General features: G+C 67.6%; 11 protein-coding genes. 9 read left to right on the top strand and 2 right to left on the bottom strand.

Annotated features, from left to right (window positions below):
* Positions 1–6: 6 nt before the first annotated feature.
* The gene (gene dinB, locus AC1Q5B_RS06465; protein WP_492630883.1) at positions 7–1,080 is read right to left on the bottom strand and encodes a DNA polymerase IV; all 1,074 of its coding nucleotides are present in this window, start codon (positions 1,078–1,080) and stop codon (positions 7–9) included.
* Positions 1,081–1,294: 214 nt separating this feature from the next.
* On the opposite strand from dinB, the gene fabA reads away from it, so the two are divergent.
* Both fabA and fabB read left to right on the top strand, forming a co-directional pair.
* The gene (fabA, locus tag AC1Q5B_RS06460) at positions 1,295–1,810 is read left to right on the top strand and encodes a 3-hydroxyacyl-[acyl-carrier-protein] dehydratase FabA (protein WP_492630882.1); all 516 of its coding nucleotides are present in this window, start codon (positions 1,295–1,297) and stop codon (positions 1,808–1,810) included.
* A gap of 2 nt (positions 1,811–1,812) precedes the next feature.
* Positions 1,813–3,021: a beta-ketoacyl-ACP synthase I gene (fabB, locus tag AC1Q5B_RS06455; RefSeq protein ID WP_492630881.1), complete on the top strand. Its 1,209-nt coding sequence runs from the start codon at positions 1,813–1,815 to the stop codon at positions 3,019–3,021.
* 5 nt (positions 3,022–3,026) lie between these two features.
* Here the strand turns inward: fabB and AC1Q5B_RS06450 are convergent, their stop codons facing one another.
* A complete protein-coding gene (locus AC1Q5B_RS06450) occupies positions 3,027–4,112 on the bottom strand; it encodes a glycerophosphodiester phosphodiesterase (protein WP_492630880.1) in 1,086 nt (361 codons plus the stop codon).
* A 235-nt stretch (positions 4,113–4,347) separates the two neighbouring features.
* Here AC1Q5B_RS06450 and AC1Q5B_RS06445 point away from each other — a divergent pair, with 235 nt between their 5' ends.
* The 7 genes from AC1Q5B_RS06445 (at position 4,348) to AC1Q5B_RS06415 (ending at position 15,532) form a co-directional block, all read left to right on the top strand.
* A complete protein-coding gene (locus AC1Q5B_RS06445) occupies positions 4,348–5,007 on the top strand; it encodes a YjfI family protein (protein WP_492630879.1) in 660 nt (219 codons plus the stop codon).
* Positions 5,007–5,669 (top strand): PspA/IM30 family protein, encoded by a 663-nt coding sequence (locus AC1Q5B_RS06440; RefSeq protein ID WP_492630878.1) that lies wholly within the window; start codon positions 5,007–5,009, stop codon positions 5,667–5,669. Before AC1Q5B_RS06445 ends, AC1Q5B_RS06440 begins: the two co-directional genes overlap by 1 nt.
* A gap of 16 nt (positions 5,670–5,685) precedes the next feature.
* Positions 5,686–6,321: a hypothetical protein gene (locus AC1Q5B_RS06435; RefSeq protein WP_492630877.1), complete on the top strand. Its 636-nt coding sequence runs from the start codon at positions 5,686–5,688 to the stop codon at positions 6,319–6,321.
* Positions 6,322–6,351: 30 nt separating this feature from the next.
* Positions 6,352–8,325 carry a hypothetical protein gene (locus tag AC1Q5B_RS06430; protein WP_492630876.1) on the top strand — a complete coding sequence of 658 codons (1,974 nt, stop codon included), beginning with the start codon at positions 6,352–6,354 and terminating at the stop codon, positions 8,323–8,325.
* An 87-nt stretch (positions 8,326–8,412) separates the two neighbouring features.
* Positions 8,413–13,734: a DNA repair ATPase gene (locus tag AC1Q5B_RS06425; RefSeq protein ID WP_492630875.1), complete on the top strand. Its 5,322-nt coding sequence runs from the start codon at positions 8,413–8,415 to the stop codon at positions 13,732–13,734.
* Positions 13,731–14,432, top strand: a complete 702-nt coding sequence (locus tag AC1Q5B_RS06420) for a hypothetical protein (protein ID WP_492630874.1) — start codon at positions 13,731–13,733, stop codon at positions 14,430–14,432. The genes AC1Q5B_RS06425 and AC1Q5B_RS06420 overlap by 4 nt, the downstream gene beginning before the upstream one ends.
* Positions 14,429–15,532: a toxic anion resistance protein gene (locus AC1Q5B_RS06415; RefSeq protein ID WP_492630873.1), complete on the top strand. Its 1,104-nt coding sequence runs from the start codon at positions 14,429–14,431 to the stop codon at positions 15,530–15,532. The genes AC1Q5B_RS06420 and AC1Q5B_RS06415 overlap by 4 nt, the downstream gene beginning before the upstream one ends.
* Positions 15,533–15,677 lie beyond the last annotated feature (145 nt).

Genomic DNA, 15,677 nt, shown 5'->3' with positions numbered 1-15,677 from the left:
CCGCGCCTACGCTTCCTGCGGATCGAACAGCCCCGCCTGCACGACCGTTTCGTCGCGGTCGCGGAAGCCGGACAGCCCCACGCCCACCAGGCGATAGCGCGTCGCGGCAGGCAGATCGACACGCTCCCGCAGCGCCAGCGCGATGTCGATGAATTCCTGCTCCGACGCCGGCGGCGATTCCGGGGTGAAGCTGCGCGTCAGGATGCGGAACTGCGAGGTCTTCAGCTTCAGCACCACCGTGCGCCCGACCCGCTCGGTCTTGCGGCTGGCCTGCCACGCCTTTTCGGCGATGCGCACGATGTGCGGCGCCAGCTCGGACAGCGGCAGATCGGTGGCGAACGTGTCTTCGGACGAGATCGACTGCACCGGCTGGTCCGGCTCGACCGGCCGCTCGTCGATGCCGCGCGCGCGCCGGTACAGGCCACCGCCGAAGCTGCCATACCGCGCCTCGAGTTCGTGCTGCGAATAGGCGCGCAGATCGCCGACGGTGTGGATGCCGTCGGCATTGAGCTTGCCCTGCATCACCTTGCCGACGCCGGGAATGCGCTCGACGGGCAGCGGCGTCAGGAACGCCTCCACCTGGTGCGGCCGCAGCACGAACTGTCCATCGGGCTTGCGCCAGTCGGACGCGATCTTGGCCAGGAACTTGTTCGGTGCCACGCCGGCCGACGCGGTCAGCTGCGTCTCTTCGCGGATCTGCGCGCGGATCGTCTCGGCCACGGCGGTCGCGGTCGGCAAGTCGGACTTCGGCACGGTGACGTCGAGATAGGCTTCGTCCAGCGACAGCGGTTCGACCAGGTCGGTGTGGCGCAGGAAGATCTCGCGCACCTGCCGCGACACCGTCTTGTAGCGGACGAAATCCGGCGGCACGAACACCGCCTGCGGGCACAGCCGCTCCGCGCGTACTGCCGGCATCGCCGAGCGCACGCCGAAAACACGCGCCTCGTACGAGGCCGCGCAGACCACCGAACGCTCGCCCCGCCACGCCACCACCACCGGTCGGCCGCGCAGCGACGGATCGTCGCGCTGCTCCACCGACGCGTAGAACGCGTCCATGTCGATGTGGATGATCTTGCGCATCACGCGATGATATCGGCCGCCGTACGCGATCGCATGGATGCGGATGCGAACGATACGGTTGCGTGTGGAGTCGCGGACAGAACGCGCGAAACCCTTGCCGCAATTACGTCGCACCGATGGTACGCCGGCGTATGGAAAAACGCGGTTGATCTGCATCAAGACAAGCGTATGCACATGTGTGCATTATTTGCGCCTTCGCAAAACGGACATCGCAATGAACGCCCCTGCCTCCTTCTCGCGCGAACAGCTGCTGGCCAGCGCGCGCGGTGAACTGTTCGGCCCCGACAGCGGCCGACTTCCGAACGACCCGATGCTGATGTTCGACCGCATCACCGAGATCCGCGAGGACGGCGGCACGCACGGCAAGGGCATGGTGCGCGCGGAGCTCGATATCCATCCCGACCTGTGGTTCTTCCAGTGCCACTTCCTCGGCGATCCGGTGATGCCGGGCTGCCTGGGCCTGGATGCGATGTGGCAGCTGACCGGCTTCTTCCTGACCTGGATCGGCGCGCCAGGCCGCGGCCGCGCCCTCGGCTCCGGCGAAGTGAAGTTCACCGGCCAGGTGCTGCCGACGGCGAAGCGCGTCAGCTACGAGATCGACATCAGTCGCGTGGTCAACCGCAAGCTGGTGCTGGCCGTTGCAGACGGCCGCATGCTCGTGGACGGCCGCGAGATCTACACCGCGCGCCACCTGCGCGTGGGCCTGTTCACGTCGACGGAGAGCTTCTGACCATGCGCCGTGTCGTCATTACCGGCTTCGGCATCACCTCGTGCCTGGGCAACGATGCGGACACCGTATCGGCTGCGTTGCGTGAAGGTCGTTCGGGCATCCGCCACCTTCCGCAGTACGCCGAACTCGGCTTTCGCAGCCAGATCGGCGGCGCGCCCGAGATCGACCTCGACGCGCAGATCGACCGCAAGCAGAAGCGTTTCATGGGCGACGCGGCCGCGTTCGCGCATGTCGCGCTGCGCGACGCGATCACCGATGCCGGCCTGGATGAAAGGCTGGTCAGCCAGCCGCGTACCGGCCTGATCGCCGGCTCCGGCGGCGGTTCGGCGGAATGGCAGATCGAAGCCGCCGATCTGCTGCGCCAGCGCGGCATCCGCAAGGTCGGGCCGTACATGGTGCCGCGCACGATGTGCTCGACGGTGTCGGCCACGCTGGCCACCGCGTTCAAGATCAAGGGCGTCAGCTATTCGATCTCGGCGGCATGCGCGACGTCCGCGCACTGCATCGGCGCCGCGGCGGACCTGATCCGTGCCGGCCGCCAGGACATCGTGTTCGCCGGTGGCGGCGAGGAGTTGCACTGGGCGCTGACGATGATGTTCGATGCCATGGGCGCGCTGTCGAGCAAGCGCAATGACGATCCCGCGCATGCCTCGCGTCCCTACGACGCCGACCGCGACGGCTTCGTCATCGCCGGTGGCGGCGGCATGCTGGTGCTGGAGGACTACAACCACGCGGTGAAGCGCGGCGCGCGCATCCATGCCGAATTGCTCGGTTACGGCGTGACCTCCGACGGCGCCGACATGGTCGCGCCGTCGGGCGAGGGCGCCGTGCGCTGCATGCAGATGGCGCTGGAAGGCGTCACCGCCCCGCTGGACTACCTCAACACGCACGGAACCTCGACGCCGCTGGGCGACGTGATCGAACTCGAGGCGATCCGCAACGCCCTCGGCGACACGCTGCCGCCGATCTCGTCCACCAAGGCGTTGTCGGGCCACTCGCTGGGCGCCGCCAGCGTGCACGAAGCGATCTACTGCCTGCTGATGATGCGCGACGGCTTCATCGCCGGCTCGGCCAACATCGAAACGCTGGACGAGGGCGCTGCGGCCTTCCCCATCGTGCAGGCCAGCCGCGATGCGACGTTGAACACCGTGATGTCGAACAGCTTCGGTTTCGGCGGCACCAACGCCAGCCTGGTGTTCGGCCGGGTGTAACCGGCTCAGCGGACGTCGACCGCGCGACGCCCCAGCGCAGGATCGTCGGTGAAGAAGCCGCCGATCCCCAGCGCGAGGTAGGCGCGGATCTCGGCGACGGATCCTGCTTCGCTGCGCGTACGCGGAGCCTCGCCGTCGCGCAGCGCCTTCGGCAGGAACTGATTCTCCGGCCGGAACGTGTAAGGCCACACCTGCAGTCCCACCTCGCGCGCGTCCGTCATCAGTGGCGTGGCATTCCCCAGTGTGCCGTCTTCCGCGACGGGCATCAGCAACCGCATCCATGGGCCGATGATCTCGGCGTAGCGGGCGATGTCCTTCAGCCCGGCCGGCGTCATCAGGTCGGCATAACGGGTCGGCTTGCCTGCCGCCAGCGCATCGCCTGGCCGGGCATCCGGAGGTCCGAGCAGCTGCAGCAGACGGATGTTCCTGTGCGACGGGCCCAAGTGGTCGCGCAGCGTGCGCAGGTTGGCCTGTTCGAACGACTGGATCACTACCGGCGCCTCACGCGTATACGCATGGGCTGCCAACGTCTCCAGCAGACGCTGCTCCATCGGCAGGCCGATGCGCTGGAAGTGGCTCGGATGCTTGATCTCGGGGATCAGGCCGATGCTGCGGCCGGTGCGCGCTGCCTGCTCCGCTGCCAGTTCGATCACTTCGTCCAGCGTCGCGATCTCGTAGCGCCCATCGTGCGAGGTATCGCGGAGTTCCGACAGGCGCTCGCGCGCACGCAGCGTCTTCAGTTCGGCCAGGGAGAAGTCTTCGGTGAACCAGCCCTCGAACGTCTCCCCATCGATCACCTGCGAGCGCTTGCGCGAAGCGAACTCGGGCCGCTGCGCGACATCGGTGGTACCGCCGATCTCGTTCTCGTGGCGCGCCACCAGCACGCCGTTGCGCGTGGCGACCAGATCCGGCTCGATGTAATCCGCACCATCGGCGATGGCGCGCGCGTATGCGGCCAGCGTGTGCTCGGGCAGGTGCGCACTGGCGCCGCGGTGGGCGATGACGAGTGGCGTGTCCGGGGTGTCGGCGGCCATTGCGGGCAGGAGGGGCGCGACGGCCATCAACAGCGGGAACAAGCGACGGAACGGCATGGCGTAATCCTCATGGGCGCCAGCATGCCATGGGCAGCGCGTAGCCCGGAAAGCACGAAGCCCGGCTTTCACCAGGCTCCGGAGCAACGCGGGAGGAGAGAGGTGCCTCGTTGCAGGACGCATTCTGCGCCCCGCCTGTTACAGGCCGGCGACACCCGTCACCCACGGGTCATGAGGCCACCCACCATGCGAGGACCCGTCCGTGCGGCAGCGCCGCTTGACATCATTACATGTAATGAATAAGTTCGATTTCATGACAGCCGCCCGCCCCGCGATCAAGGCCTCCACGTTGCACGTACGCAACTACCGCGAGCGCATGCGCGAGCAGGGGCTGGTCAAGAAGGACGTGTGGATCCGGCCGGAGTACGCCGAGGAACTGGCGGCGATCGAGAAGGCCATGCGCGACGCCAAACGCGATGCCGGCATCCCCTACCTGCCGGCTCAGCCCATCGAGGCGGGCTGGACGATACCGGCGATACGCCACGCCATCGGCCAGACGAGCGCGGTCCGGGACGGCCTGCTGAGCCTGGAGACCATCGAAGGCGCCGAGCCCAGCCTGCACTTGGTGATGCACGAGTACGGCGACCTGTCGGTGTTCCTGGCCGTCGGCGGCGAACAGATCCTGGTCGAGGCCTACCTGTGGCCGGTGGATGACGTGGCCGACCCCGCCGCGTTCAATGCGCACGTCCTCAGTACTCATGTGCTGTTGCCGCTGTCGACCATCGGCATGCAGCGGATCGGCGGCGTCGCGGGTTACTCCATGTTCGGCGCGCTGGACAGCCACTCCAGCTTGGCCAACGTCATGTTCGAGATCGAGACGCTGGCCGAGAACGTCATCCATGCCACGGACGCCTACCGCCCCTATCTGCGTGTCGCGCAGAAGGCGAGAGCCTGATGCCGGACGCACTGAAAAGCCTGTTCAAGCGTATCCAGGACGGCATGGAGGGCGTCGCCGATGCCGTACTCGGCGAGCGCGCCGAACGCCTGCTGGACAGCGAGATCCGGACGGTCGACGACGGCCTGCATGCGGCCCGTGGCGATCACGCGGCCGCGAAGGCGCGGCGCATCGCGAACGAGCAACGCCAGGCAGAACTGGCGGCCGACATCGCCACGACAGAAGCGAAAGTGGAAAGCGCGCTGCGGCAACGCAGGACGAGCCAGGCGCACGCTGCCGCCACCGACGTGGTGCGCCTGCAGGAAAGGCGCGATGAACTGATGGCTCAAGGTCGCGATCTTGCCGCGCAGGAACACCAGCTCGCGCATGCCAGCGAACAGCTGGAAGGCCGGCTGCGGCGCCTGAAGCACCAACTCGACATCCTGCGTGCCAGCAACAGCCTGCAGCGCGCCCAGGCGACCGTGGCACGCAGGCAGCCCGGCGAGGCACCGTATCCCGAGCCCGCGTTCGCTTCCGCACAGCGCATGAAGCGTCGCGTCGGCGCTGCGTCTTCCATCCCTGCCATCAAGGGGGAGGCAAGCGCACCGGCGGCGAACGACCCCGCGCAGGCCGTGCTGGCGCGGGCCCAGAAACGCATCACGTCATCCGCGCGCAAGCGCTGACACAGGGGGAGCCACAATGAACGAGTTCCTGAATACCGTGCTGGCCTTCCCCACGCTCGTCTACAGCGTGCTGCTCGCGTTCTGCACGGTGTACTGGCTATTGGCGGCCACCGGGATCGTCGACATCGACGCCGTCGACGGCTGGCTGACCACCGACGGCGACACCGCCGAGCCCAGCGTGGTCGCCGGCATGCTGGCCAAGCTCGGCCTGTCCGGCGTCCCGATGATGCTGGTGCTCACCGTGCTGTCCTTCTTCGGCTGGCTGATCACCTACTTCGTGCACCTGCTCCTGCTCCAGCACCTGCCGGACAGCCTGCGCTGGATCGCCGGCGCCGGCACGCTGGTCGTGGCGCTGCTGCCCGGCGCGCTGGTGACATCGCTTTTGCTGCGCCCGGTCGCGGCGGCGATCGCGCGCCTGCGTCCGCCGACGCCGCCCTCCGTGTTGGGCCGCGCCGGCTCGGTGATTTCGCCGTACGCAGATGGCGCCAGTGGTCGCGCGCACTTCGACGATGGCGGTGCCGGCCTGATCCTGCAGGTCCGTACGCTGGCCGGCGAGCGCTTCTCGCGCGGCGATCGCGTCGTGCTGATCGAACACCTCGAATCCGATAACACCTACCGCGTCATGTCCGAAACCGCCTTCCACCAGCAGTAAGTACCCGCGCCGTCTACAAGGAGTTCTGCAATGAGCACAGCCACGATCCTTCCCTTCGTCATCGGACTCGCTGTCCTGCTGGTGCTGGGATTCGGCCTGATCGGCATTTTCAAAGCCTTCTACAAGAAGGTCGAACAGGGCACGGCCCTCATCGTCAACGACATGAGTTCGCACCCCAAGGTGCACTTCACCGGCGCGCTGATCATCCCGGTGCTGTACAAGGCCGAGCTGATGAAGATCAGCCTGATCACCCTGCAGGTGGACCGCCGCGGCAAGGAAGGCCTGGTCTGCAAGGACAACATGCGCGCCGACATCGCGGTGGCGTTCTACCTGCGCGTCAACGAGACGCCCGCCGACGTCCTGCGCGTAGCCAAGGCGATCGGCGCCGACCGCGCGTCCGACAAGCACGCCGTGGACGAACTGTTCAACGCCAAGTTCTCCGAAGCGCTGAAGACGGTCGGCAAGAAATTCGACTTCACCGAGCTGTTCGACAAGCGCCAGGAGTTCCGCGACGAGATCGTCGCCGTCATCGGCCAGGACCTCAACGGCTACGTGCTGGAAGACGTCGCGATCGACTACCTGGAACAGACGCCCAAGCATCTGCTCGACCCCAGCAACATTCTGGACGCCGAGGGCATCCGGAAGATCACCGAGCTGACCGCGCGCCAGAACGTGCAGACCAACGAACTGGAGCAGAACGAGAAGCTGGCGATCACCAAGAAGAACACCGAAGCCCGCGAAGCCCTGCTCGCTCTGGAACGCCAGCAGGCCGAAGCCGAGGCGCGCCAGCATCGCGAAGTGGAAACCGTGCGCGCCCGCGAAGCCGCCGAGACCGCCAAGGTGATCGAGGAGCAACGCCAGGTGTCCGAGCGTGCGCGCCTGGAGACCGAAGAGCAGATCAAGATCCGCGAGCAGGAACAGCTGCGCCAGGTCGAGGTCGCCGAGCAGAACCGCCGTCGCGCCGTCGCCATCGAGCTCGAGCGGGTGGCCCGCGCCGAGCAATTGGAACGCGTCAACACCGACAAGGAAGTCCAGATGCAGCAGGTTGACCGCGACAAGGTGGTCGAGCAGGGCCGCATGGAAGTGGCGAACGTGGTGCGCGAACGCACCCAGATCGAGCAGACGGTCGCGGTGGCGGAAGAGAAGATCAAGGAGACCCGCGAGGTCGCCGAAGCCGACCGCGCCAAGCAGGTGACCATCCTGGCTGCCGAAGCCGCCGCGCAGGAAACGCTGGTCAAGGACGTCAAGGCCGCCGAAGCCGCCGAGCAGGCCGCCCGTCACCGTGCGATCGAACTGACCGTGCTGGCCGATGCCGAACTGCAGGCCGCCGGCAAGCAGGCCGAAGCCAAGCGCGTGATGGCCGACGGCGTGCGCGCCGAAAGCGCCGCGCCCGGCCTGGCCGAGGCGCAGGTGCAGGAAGCCAACGCCGTGGCCATGGAGAAGACCGGGCTGGCCGAAGCACGCGTGCTGGAGGCCAAGGCCGACGCCACCTACAAGCAGGGCAATGCCGACGCGCGCGTGCTGACCGAACGCCTGACCGCCGAAGCCGAGGGCGCACAGAAGCTGGGCCAGGCCAACGCCAGCGCCACCCAGGCGATGGGCGATGCCGAAGCCAGCAACATCGCTAAGAAGATGTCCGCCGAGGCCGAGGGCCTGACGTCGAAGTTCGATGCGATGGGCAAGATGAGCCCGGACGCGCGCAGCCACGAAGAGTTCCGCATGTTGCTGGAAACGCAGTTGCGCCAGTTGCTCGCATCGATCGACGCCGGCAAGGCGATCTCGCGCGAGAATGCCGAGATCTTGGGCAGCGCGCTGAAGAACGCCAACATCGAACTGATCGGCGGCGACGGCGGCGTATTCAACGCGCTGACCAAGGGCGTATCGCTGGGCAAGGCACTGGAAGGCATCGTGGGTGAAAGCCCGATCGCCGCGCAGCTGCTGGGTCGCCTGGCGGGCTCCGGCCTGCCGGTGGCCGGCCGCCAGGCCGAAGCGACCGACGCCTGATCGATTACGCCTGAACCGGGCCGGCGGCGCACGTCGCCGGCCCCGATTTCCGCATCGACCGCCCAGGACGGGCGAGGATGAGGTCCGATGTCCGATACGCCGAACACCGAAGTCCCTTCCACCGATACGCAGGTCGACCATGCCGTCGCCCAGGGCGGCGCCTACGACGTGCTGCGGCGGCGCCTCGACGAACAGGGCGCGCGCCTGCGCACGGTCGTCGAAGCGCTCAACGCGCGCCGTTTGCAGGAGTTCGGCGACAGCCGCATGGAAGCCATCGGCCGCCTGCGCATCCGCACCGAACACAACTCGGTCGGCCGCGACATCGTGCAGGTCGGCGACCTGCTGCTGTTCGGCTTCAACGTCTACATGGGATTGAAGGCGACCACCTCAGTCGCCGACGTGTTCGGCATCTACCGCCTGGTGGAGACCGGCGAAGGCTACGACGTCGCCCCGGTCGACATCGCCGCGAGCTTCCTGGCCGACGAGGCGTTCCAGCGCGACTTCGGCGAGCTGTACAGCTACTACAAGGACGCCCGGCTGCTGCAGCTGATCGTCCGCGACGGCCGCCTGCTGATGGCGTTCCAGATCGGCCTGAAGAACACCGACGTGCGCGTGTTCCGCTGGACGCTCACCTCCGAGGGCGAGGTGAACTACCTCGATGCACGCGGCGAGCGCGACATCGTGTTGCCGCCACCGTTCGACTTCGAGTGGACGCGAGCGACCAAGGACATGGAGGTCAGCGGTCGCCACCCGCACCTGAACATCCTCGACACCCTGTTCGTCGAGACCATCGGCGGCGACCTGACGCTGAAGGTGGAGAACAACACCGAGACCGGCGCCGGCGTCTACAGCGAGCCGGTCGAGGACCGCACGCAGTCGCTGGACGACGCGCAGATCGAGTTCGCCCGCGTAGGCTCGCTGATCCTGCTGAAGGTGCTGCCGTATCGCGAGAGCGCCTGGCGCGGCCTGGTCTACAACACCCAAACCGGCAAGGTGACCCGGCTGGACGCCATCGTGCAGGCCTGCATCCAGCTGCCCGAAGACCACGGCATCATCTTCCCCGGCGGTTACTACCTACAGAACGGCGAGCACAAGGCGTTCGAGGCCGCCGTGCAGGACATGCAGTACAAGCGCACGATCCGCTCGCCGAACGGCGAGGATGTGATGTACGTGTTCTACGAGCGCGAGACCGGTCAGGCCGCGCTGCTGGTCTACAACCTGGTGCAGCGCCGCCTGCAGCCGCCCGTGCTCGCGCACGGCTACGCGCGCCTGCACGACGGCCGCATGGTGCTGTTCCGCGCCGAGAACGACGACCCCACCCGCGCACATCCGATGCAGGTGTGGCAGACGCCCTTCAGTTCCGACGAGTTCGCGGCGACGCGTCCCGCCGGCACTTCGTTCATGGCGAAGCTCGGTAATGCCGAACTGGTGCGCGCGGTGTCGAACCTGTTCGATCTCGCCCGCGAAATCGAACGCCCGGACGTGTCCGCGCAGCGCTACCAGCTGCTGACCCACGGCACCCGCCGCCTGTTCGACCTGCACCACTGGATCGACGATGCGCAGTGCGACGGTCTGGCCACGCTGCTGCACGAGGTCGCCAGCACCGGCGAATCGGTACTGGACGAATACGAGAAGGTGCAGGAGATCCGGCGCCAGTCCGAGACCTCGATGGCACAAGCGCAGCGGGACCATCGCGCCCTCCTCGGCCGCCTGCAGCCGGAAGGATGGAACGGCATCGGCGAGTTCGTCGAGGCGCTGGGCGCGGTCTCGCGCCTGCGCGGCCACCTGCTGACGCTGCGCGATTACCGCTACATCGACACCGTCGCCATCGACGCGATGACGGCCGCACTGCAGGAGGCGCACGAGCGCGTCGGCACCGCGACCGGCCAGTTCCTCGCCGGCGAGAAGGCGCTGGCGCCGTTCCAGCAGCGGCTGGGCGAACTCGATGCACGGGCGCAGAAGGCCGCCAGCGCACGCGAGCTGGCCGAAGCCATCGAGGCCATGCAGGGCATGGCCGGCGAACTCGACATGCTGTCCGAACTGATGGCGACGCTCAGGGTCGACGACGCCACCGAGCGCACACGCGTGGTCGATGCGCTGTCGGCGATCTACGCCAAGCTCAACCAGACCCGCGCCCGTGCGACCCAGCGACGCCGCGAACTGGGTTCGGCCGAGGCCGTGGCGCAGTTCGGCGCGCAGTTCACCCTGTTCGGCCAGGCGGTCAGCAGCGCACTGGCGATGGCGACCACGCCGGAGCGCGCCGACGAACAGCTGTCGCGCCTGATGGTGCAGCTGGAGGAGCTGGAGAGCCAGTTCGGCGAACACGAGCAGTTCCTCGGCGACATCCTGTCCAAGCGCGAGGAGATGCTGGAAGCGTTCGAGGCACACAAGCAGGCGCTGCTGGACGAGCGCCAGCGCAAGGCGCAGTCGGTTCAGGAAGCCGCCAACCGTATCCTGGAAGGCCTCGGGCGGCGCACCGAGCGCTTCACGTCGCCGGACGAACTCAACGCCTTCTTCGCCGGCGACGCGCTGATCCTCAAGCTGCGCGAGCTGGCCGGTCGTCTGCGCGAACTGAAGGACTCGGTGAAGGCGGACGACATCGAGGCACGCATAAAGGGCGCGCGCGACCAGGCCGTGCGCGGCCTGCGCGACCGCAGCGACCTGTTCGAGGACGCCGGCAACGTCATCCGCCTCGGTCCGCGCCACCGTTTCAGCGTCAACACCCAGCCGCTGGACCTGACGCTGATCCCGCGCGGCGATACGCTGGCCGTGCACCTGACCGGCACCGATTATCTGGAGCCGTTGCAGGAACCGGCGCTGGAGGCGCTGCGCGCATACTGGGACGTGAGCCTGGAATCCGAATCGCCCACGCTCTACCGCGGCGAGTATCTCGCCTGCCGGCTGCTGCAGGATGCGCTGGCCGGTGAAGGCGGGTTGAGTGCGGAGCAGCTGGGCCACGCGCTCGCCGATCCGGAAGCGCTGGACCGGATCGTCCGCGACTACGCCGCGCCGCGTTATCGCGAGGGCTACGAGAAGGGCATCCACGACCACGATGCCGCCGCGATCCTGCGCAGTTACCTGCCGCTGCGGCAGGCGGCGGGCACGCTGCGGCATGCGCCGGCCGCACGCGCACTGGCCGTCGCCTGGTGGTGCCGTAGCGATGCGGCGCCGCAGGACGCGATCGACCGGATCCGCGCGGCCCGCGCGATCGATGCGATGTCGCCTGCGGGTCGCGCGTTGCCGGCGCTGCGCGACGAGCTGGCGACGACCCTCGCCGAGTGGGTCCAGCGCGATTCGCTGCCCTTTCCCACGACGGACACACCGGCCGCCGCCGCCTTCATCGTGGACACCGTCACTTCCGCGACACCGACGTTCCGCTTCACCCACTACGCCGAATCGCTGGTCGCTGGGTTCCGCGCCCGCCTCGTCGACGACGCGGGCGGCAATGTGCTGGCGAGCGCGCTGCAGCGGCTCGACGGGCGTCCGGCGGCGGCGTGGTCGTTGCTGCGGCAGGCGCTCGATGCATTGACCGCCCTGCCCGACCAGACCCACCTGGCTGCGTACGTGCCGGAGGCGATCGCGCTGTTCCGCCATGGCGCGCAGCTGACCCACGTGGTCGAGCACGTGACCCTGATGAGCACGGTCAACGGCCTGCTCGGCGAGCATCCGCGCATCCGCGATGGCCAGCTGTCACTGGCGGTCGACGACCTGCCGGCGCGTTTCGCCGCGCACCGGGACCATTTCGTCCCGGCGTGGCAGCGCTACCAGACGCTGCGCGGGGAAGTCGCGCAGCGCGAGCGCAGCGCCATGCGCCTGTCCGAGTTCAAGGCGCGCCCACTGACCTCGTTCGTGCGCAACAAGCTGATCAACGACGTCTACCTGCCGGTGATCGGCGACAACCTCGCCAAGCAGATGGGTACCGTCGGCGAGAACAAGCGCAGCGACCTGATGGGCCTGCTGATGATGATTTCGCCGCCCGGCTATGGCAAGACCACGCTGATGGAATACGTGGGCCACCGGCTTGGCCTGGTCTTCATGAAAATCAATGGGCCGGCACTCGGCCACGAGGTGCGTTCGCTCGATCCCGCGCAGGCACCGGACGCCACGTCACGGCAGGAACTCGAGAAGCTCAATCTTGCGCTCGAGATGGGCAACAACGTGATGCTGTACCTGGACGACATCCAGCATACGCATCCCGAGTTCCTGCAGAAGTTCATCTCGCTGTGCGATGGCACGCGCCGCATCGAGGGCGTCTGGCGTGGCAAGACCAAGACCTACGACATGCGCGGACGCAAGTTCGCTGTGGTGATGGCAGGCAATCCGTACACGGAGTCCGGCGAAGTCTTCAAGATCCCCGACATGCTCGCCAATCGCGCGGACATCTACAACCTGGGCGATGTGCTCGGCGGCATGGAAGACGCATTCCTGCTCAGCTACGTGGAGAACTGCCTGACGTCGAACCCGGTACTCGCGCCACTTGCCACTCGCGACATGGCCGACCTCTATCTGCTGGTCGACAAGGCACGCGGCAAGGACGTCAGCACCAACCAGCTGTCGCATGCATACAGCGGTGCGGAGATCGGCGAGATCGTCGCCGTGCTCCAGCGCCTGCTGACCGTGCGCGACGTGGTCTACCGCGTCAACCAGCAGTACATCGCCAGCGCCGCGCAGGCCGACAAGTACCGGGTGGAGCCGCCGTTCCGCCTGCAGGGCAGCTACCGCAACATGAACAAGCTGGCGGAGAAGATCTCGCCGGTGATGAATGCGGCCGAGCTGCAGCAGCTGATCTCCGACCACTACCTCGGCGAGGCGCAGCTGCTGACCACCGGCGCGGAAGAGAACCTGCTGAAACTGGGCGAGCTCCGCGGCACGCTGACCGGCGACGAGCAGGCGCGCTGGAATCAGATCAAGGCCGACTTCCTGCGCAACAAGGCAATGGGTGCGGAAGACGCCGATGTCGGCGGCCGCGTCGTCGCGCAGCTGGCGGACATCGCCGTCGGCCTGCAGCGCCTGGGCGAACCCGCGACGGTCGAAGTGCCGCCGCCGGCACCTTGGGAGGCCCTGCTGTCGGCGCTGCAATCGCTGCGCTTGCCGGAACCGGCCCCTGCCGCTGCGCCCGCCGCGCCGGCACCCGCGAACGATACCGCACCGGTGCTCGATGCCCTGCAGCAGACGATGGCGCGACAGGACCAGCTCAACGCGGCGCTGATCGCGCTGGCGCAGGCGATGCGCAGCAGTGCGATGGCGCCCGCTCCGGTGGGCGCACGCAAGGCCAAACCGAGATCGCCCCGCGAAGCGGAGTTCGACCAGGTGATCGCCAGCCTCGCCTTCAAGGAAGAGCGCCCGACACCGACGCTGGATGTGTCCCCGTCGGTGCCGGATGACGACACGGGAGACTTGCCGCAGTGAGTCCGACCGGGGCCACGGAAGCCGATACCCCCGGCCTGGCTGAGCATGCCGCGGCCATCCGTGCGCTGGCGCAAGCCGGCGCGGGTGACCTGCAAGCGACGTTGCGCGACCTGCGCACGGTGCTGCTCTCGGCCGATCCGCGTGCGTTGCGTCGCAGCGTCGGCTTCTGGGGCCGGCTGATCGGCCGCGACATCCGACTCGCCGCGGAGGCACGCTCGCTGCGTGAGCGCAGCGGCATCCTGCTGCGGCAGGCCGGCTTCGAAGCGACACGACTGCGACACCAGCACGCGACGCTCGCCGGCCATGCAGAGCGGCTGCGCGATGCCTGTGCGAAGTTGCAGCAGGAAATCGACGCACTGGCGCGCCAGCAGGCGACGACCGAGGGAGTGCCGCCCGGCTCGTCGCGCCTCGCGCATCTGGTCACGCTGCGCAGCGCTTACGAGATCACCGCCAGCCAACTGGATCTCGTCGCGGCCAATGCGCTCGCCATCGCCGAGCGCCACGCGCAGCAACTCCCCCGGCTTTCCGTGCTGCTGGACCAGCAGCAAGGCGTCGCCGCGGGTGCCGACCACGGAATGCAGCTATCCTCCGCCACGCGGACGATAGAAGAGCTGGAAGCCCATATCGAACACCTGCCCGTGCCATCCGCCGCACCTGCGGCGGCAGCACGCGCCACTCAATCCCAGGAGGCCCCATGACGACGCCGAATCCCGAACAGACGCTGATACCCGCGGCGCTGTCGCCGCAGCTGCTGACCGATCTGGGCCTGGAGAACGCCGACATTCCGCGCATCCAAGAGGCGGCGAAGGCACTGCAGGACATCGCGCCCGGCAACCTGCACACCTACGGGCGCGAGGCCACCACCAAGACCAGCGCGTTCAGCACGCAGCTGCTGGACAAGGTGCGTAATGCTGATCTCGACAGCAGCGGCGACAAGCTGGGCGAGGTCGTCCGCATCGCGCGATCGCTGAACCTCGACTCCTTCCACGGCCGCTCCAAGCTGCCGATCCTCGGCCCGCTGATCGACAAGATGCGCGCCACCAAGGACGACCTGGTCCAGCGCTACAGCTCGACCAACCGGCAGATCGACCAGCTGATGGGCGACGTCGGCAAGACCCAGCAGATCCAGCAGCAGCGCGTGCGCGAGTACGACCAGATGCACGACATCGTGCTGGACGAGCGCCGCGAGCTGGGCGTGCATGTGGCGGCCGGCCGCGTACGCATCAGCGAACTGGAGGCGGAACTGGCCTCGCTGTCGGGCCAGGAGGATCCCGAATCCCGTACGCGCCGCGCCGCGCTCGACACCGCGCTGCGCCTGATCGACAAGCGTGTGTCCGACCTGCAGGTGCTGCAGCACGCAGCCGACCAGACGCTACCGATGATTCGGCTGATCCAGGCCAACGCCATCCAGTTGATCGAAAAGTTCAGCGCGGTGCGTGACATCACCATCCCGATGTGGCGCAACCAGTTCGCCATCCAGCTATCGCTGGCCGACCAGCGCAACGCGGTCGAACTGGCCAATGCCATCGACGACGCCAGCAACGAGCTAATGCGCAAGAACGCCGAACTGGTACATTCGACCGCCGTCGGCACCGCGCGCGCCAACCAGCGCTCGGTGATCGACGTCGAGACTCTGCGCACGGTCAACGAGACACTGATCCGCACGGTCGAAGAAGTTCGCGAGATCCACCGCGAAGGCATGGCCAAGCGCAAGCAACTGTCTGCCGAACTGGTGGACATGCGCGAAGACCTGGAGAAGCGGCTGGCAGTGCCGACCGCGGGCAACGCCACGGCCTGATCGCCGATGCTTCCGACTCAAAGCGAACGGGCCGCCCAAGGGCGGCCCGTTGCGTTTGTGGTGATCAGAATTAGATAGTCCAAACGCAGTCTAGCAACTTCAAGGGATTCAACGCCGGGCCTACCGATTTGGCCACGGGAAATTA

The organism is Pseudoxanthomonas sp. GW835-FHT14C01 (assembly GCF_058793715.1).
The sequence above is the reverse complement of the archived record's forward strand: the minus strand, read 5'-3'. Positions and strand labels throughout refer to the sequence as shown.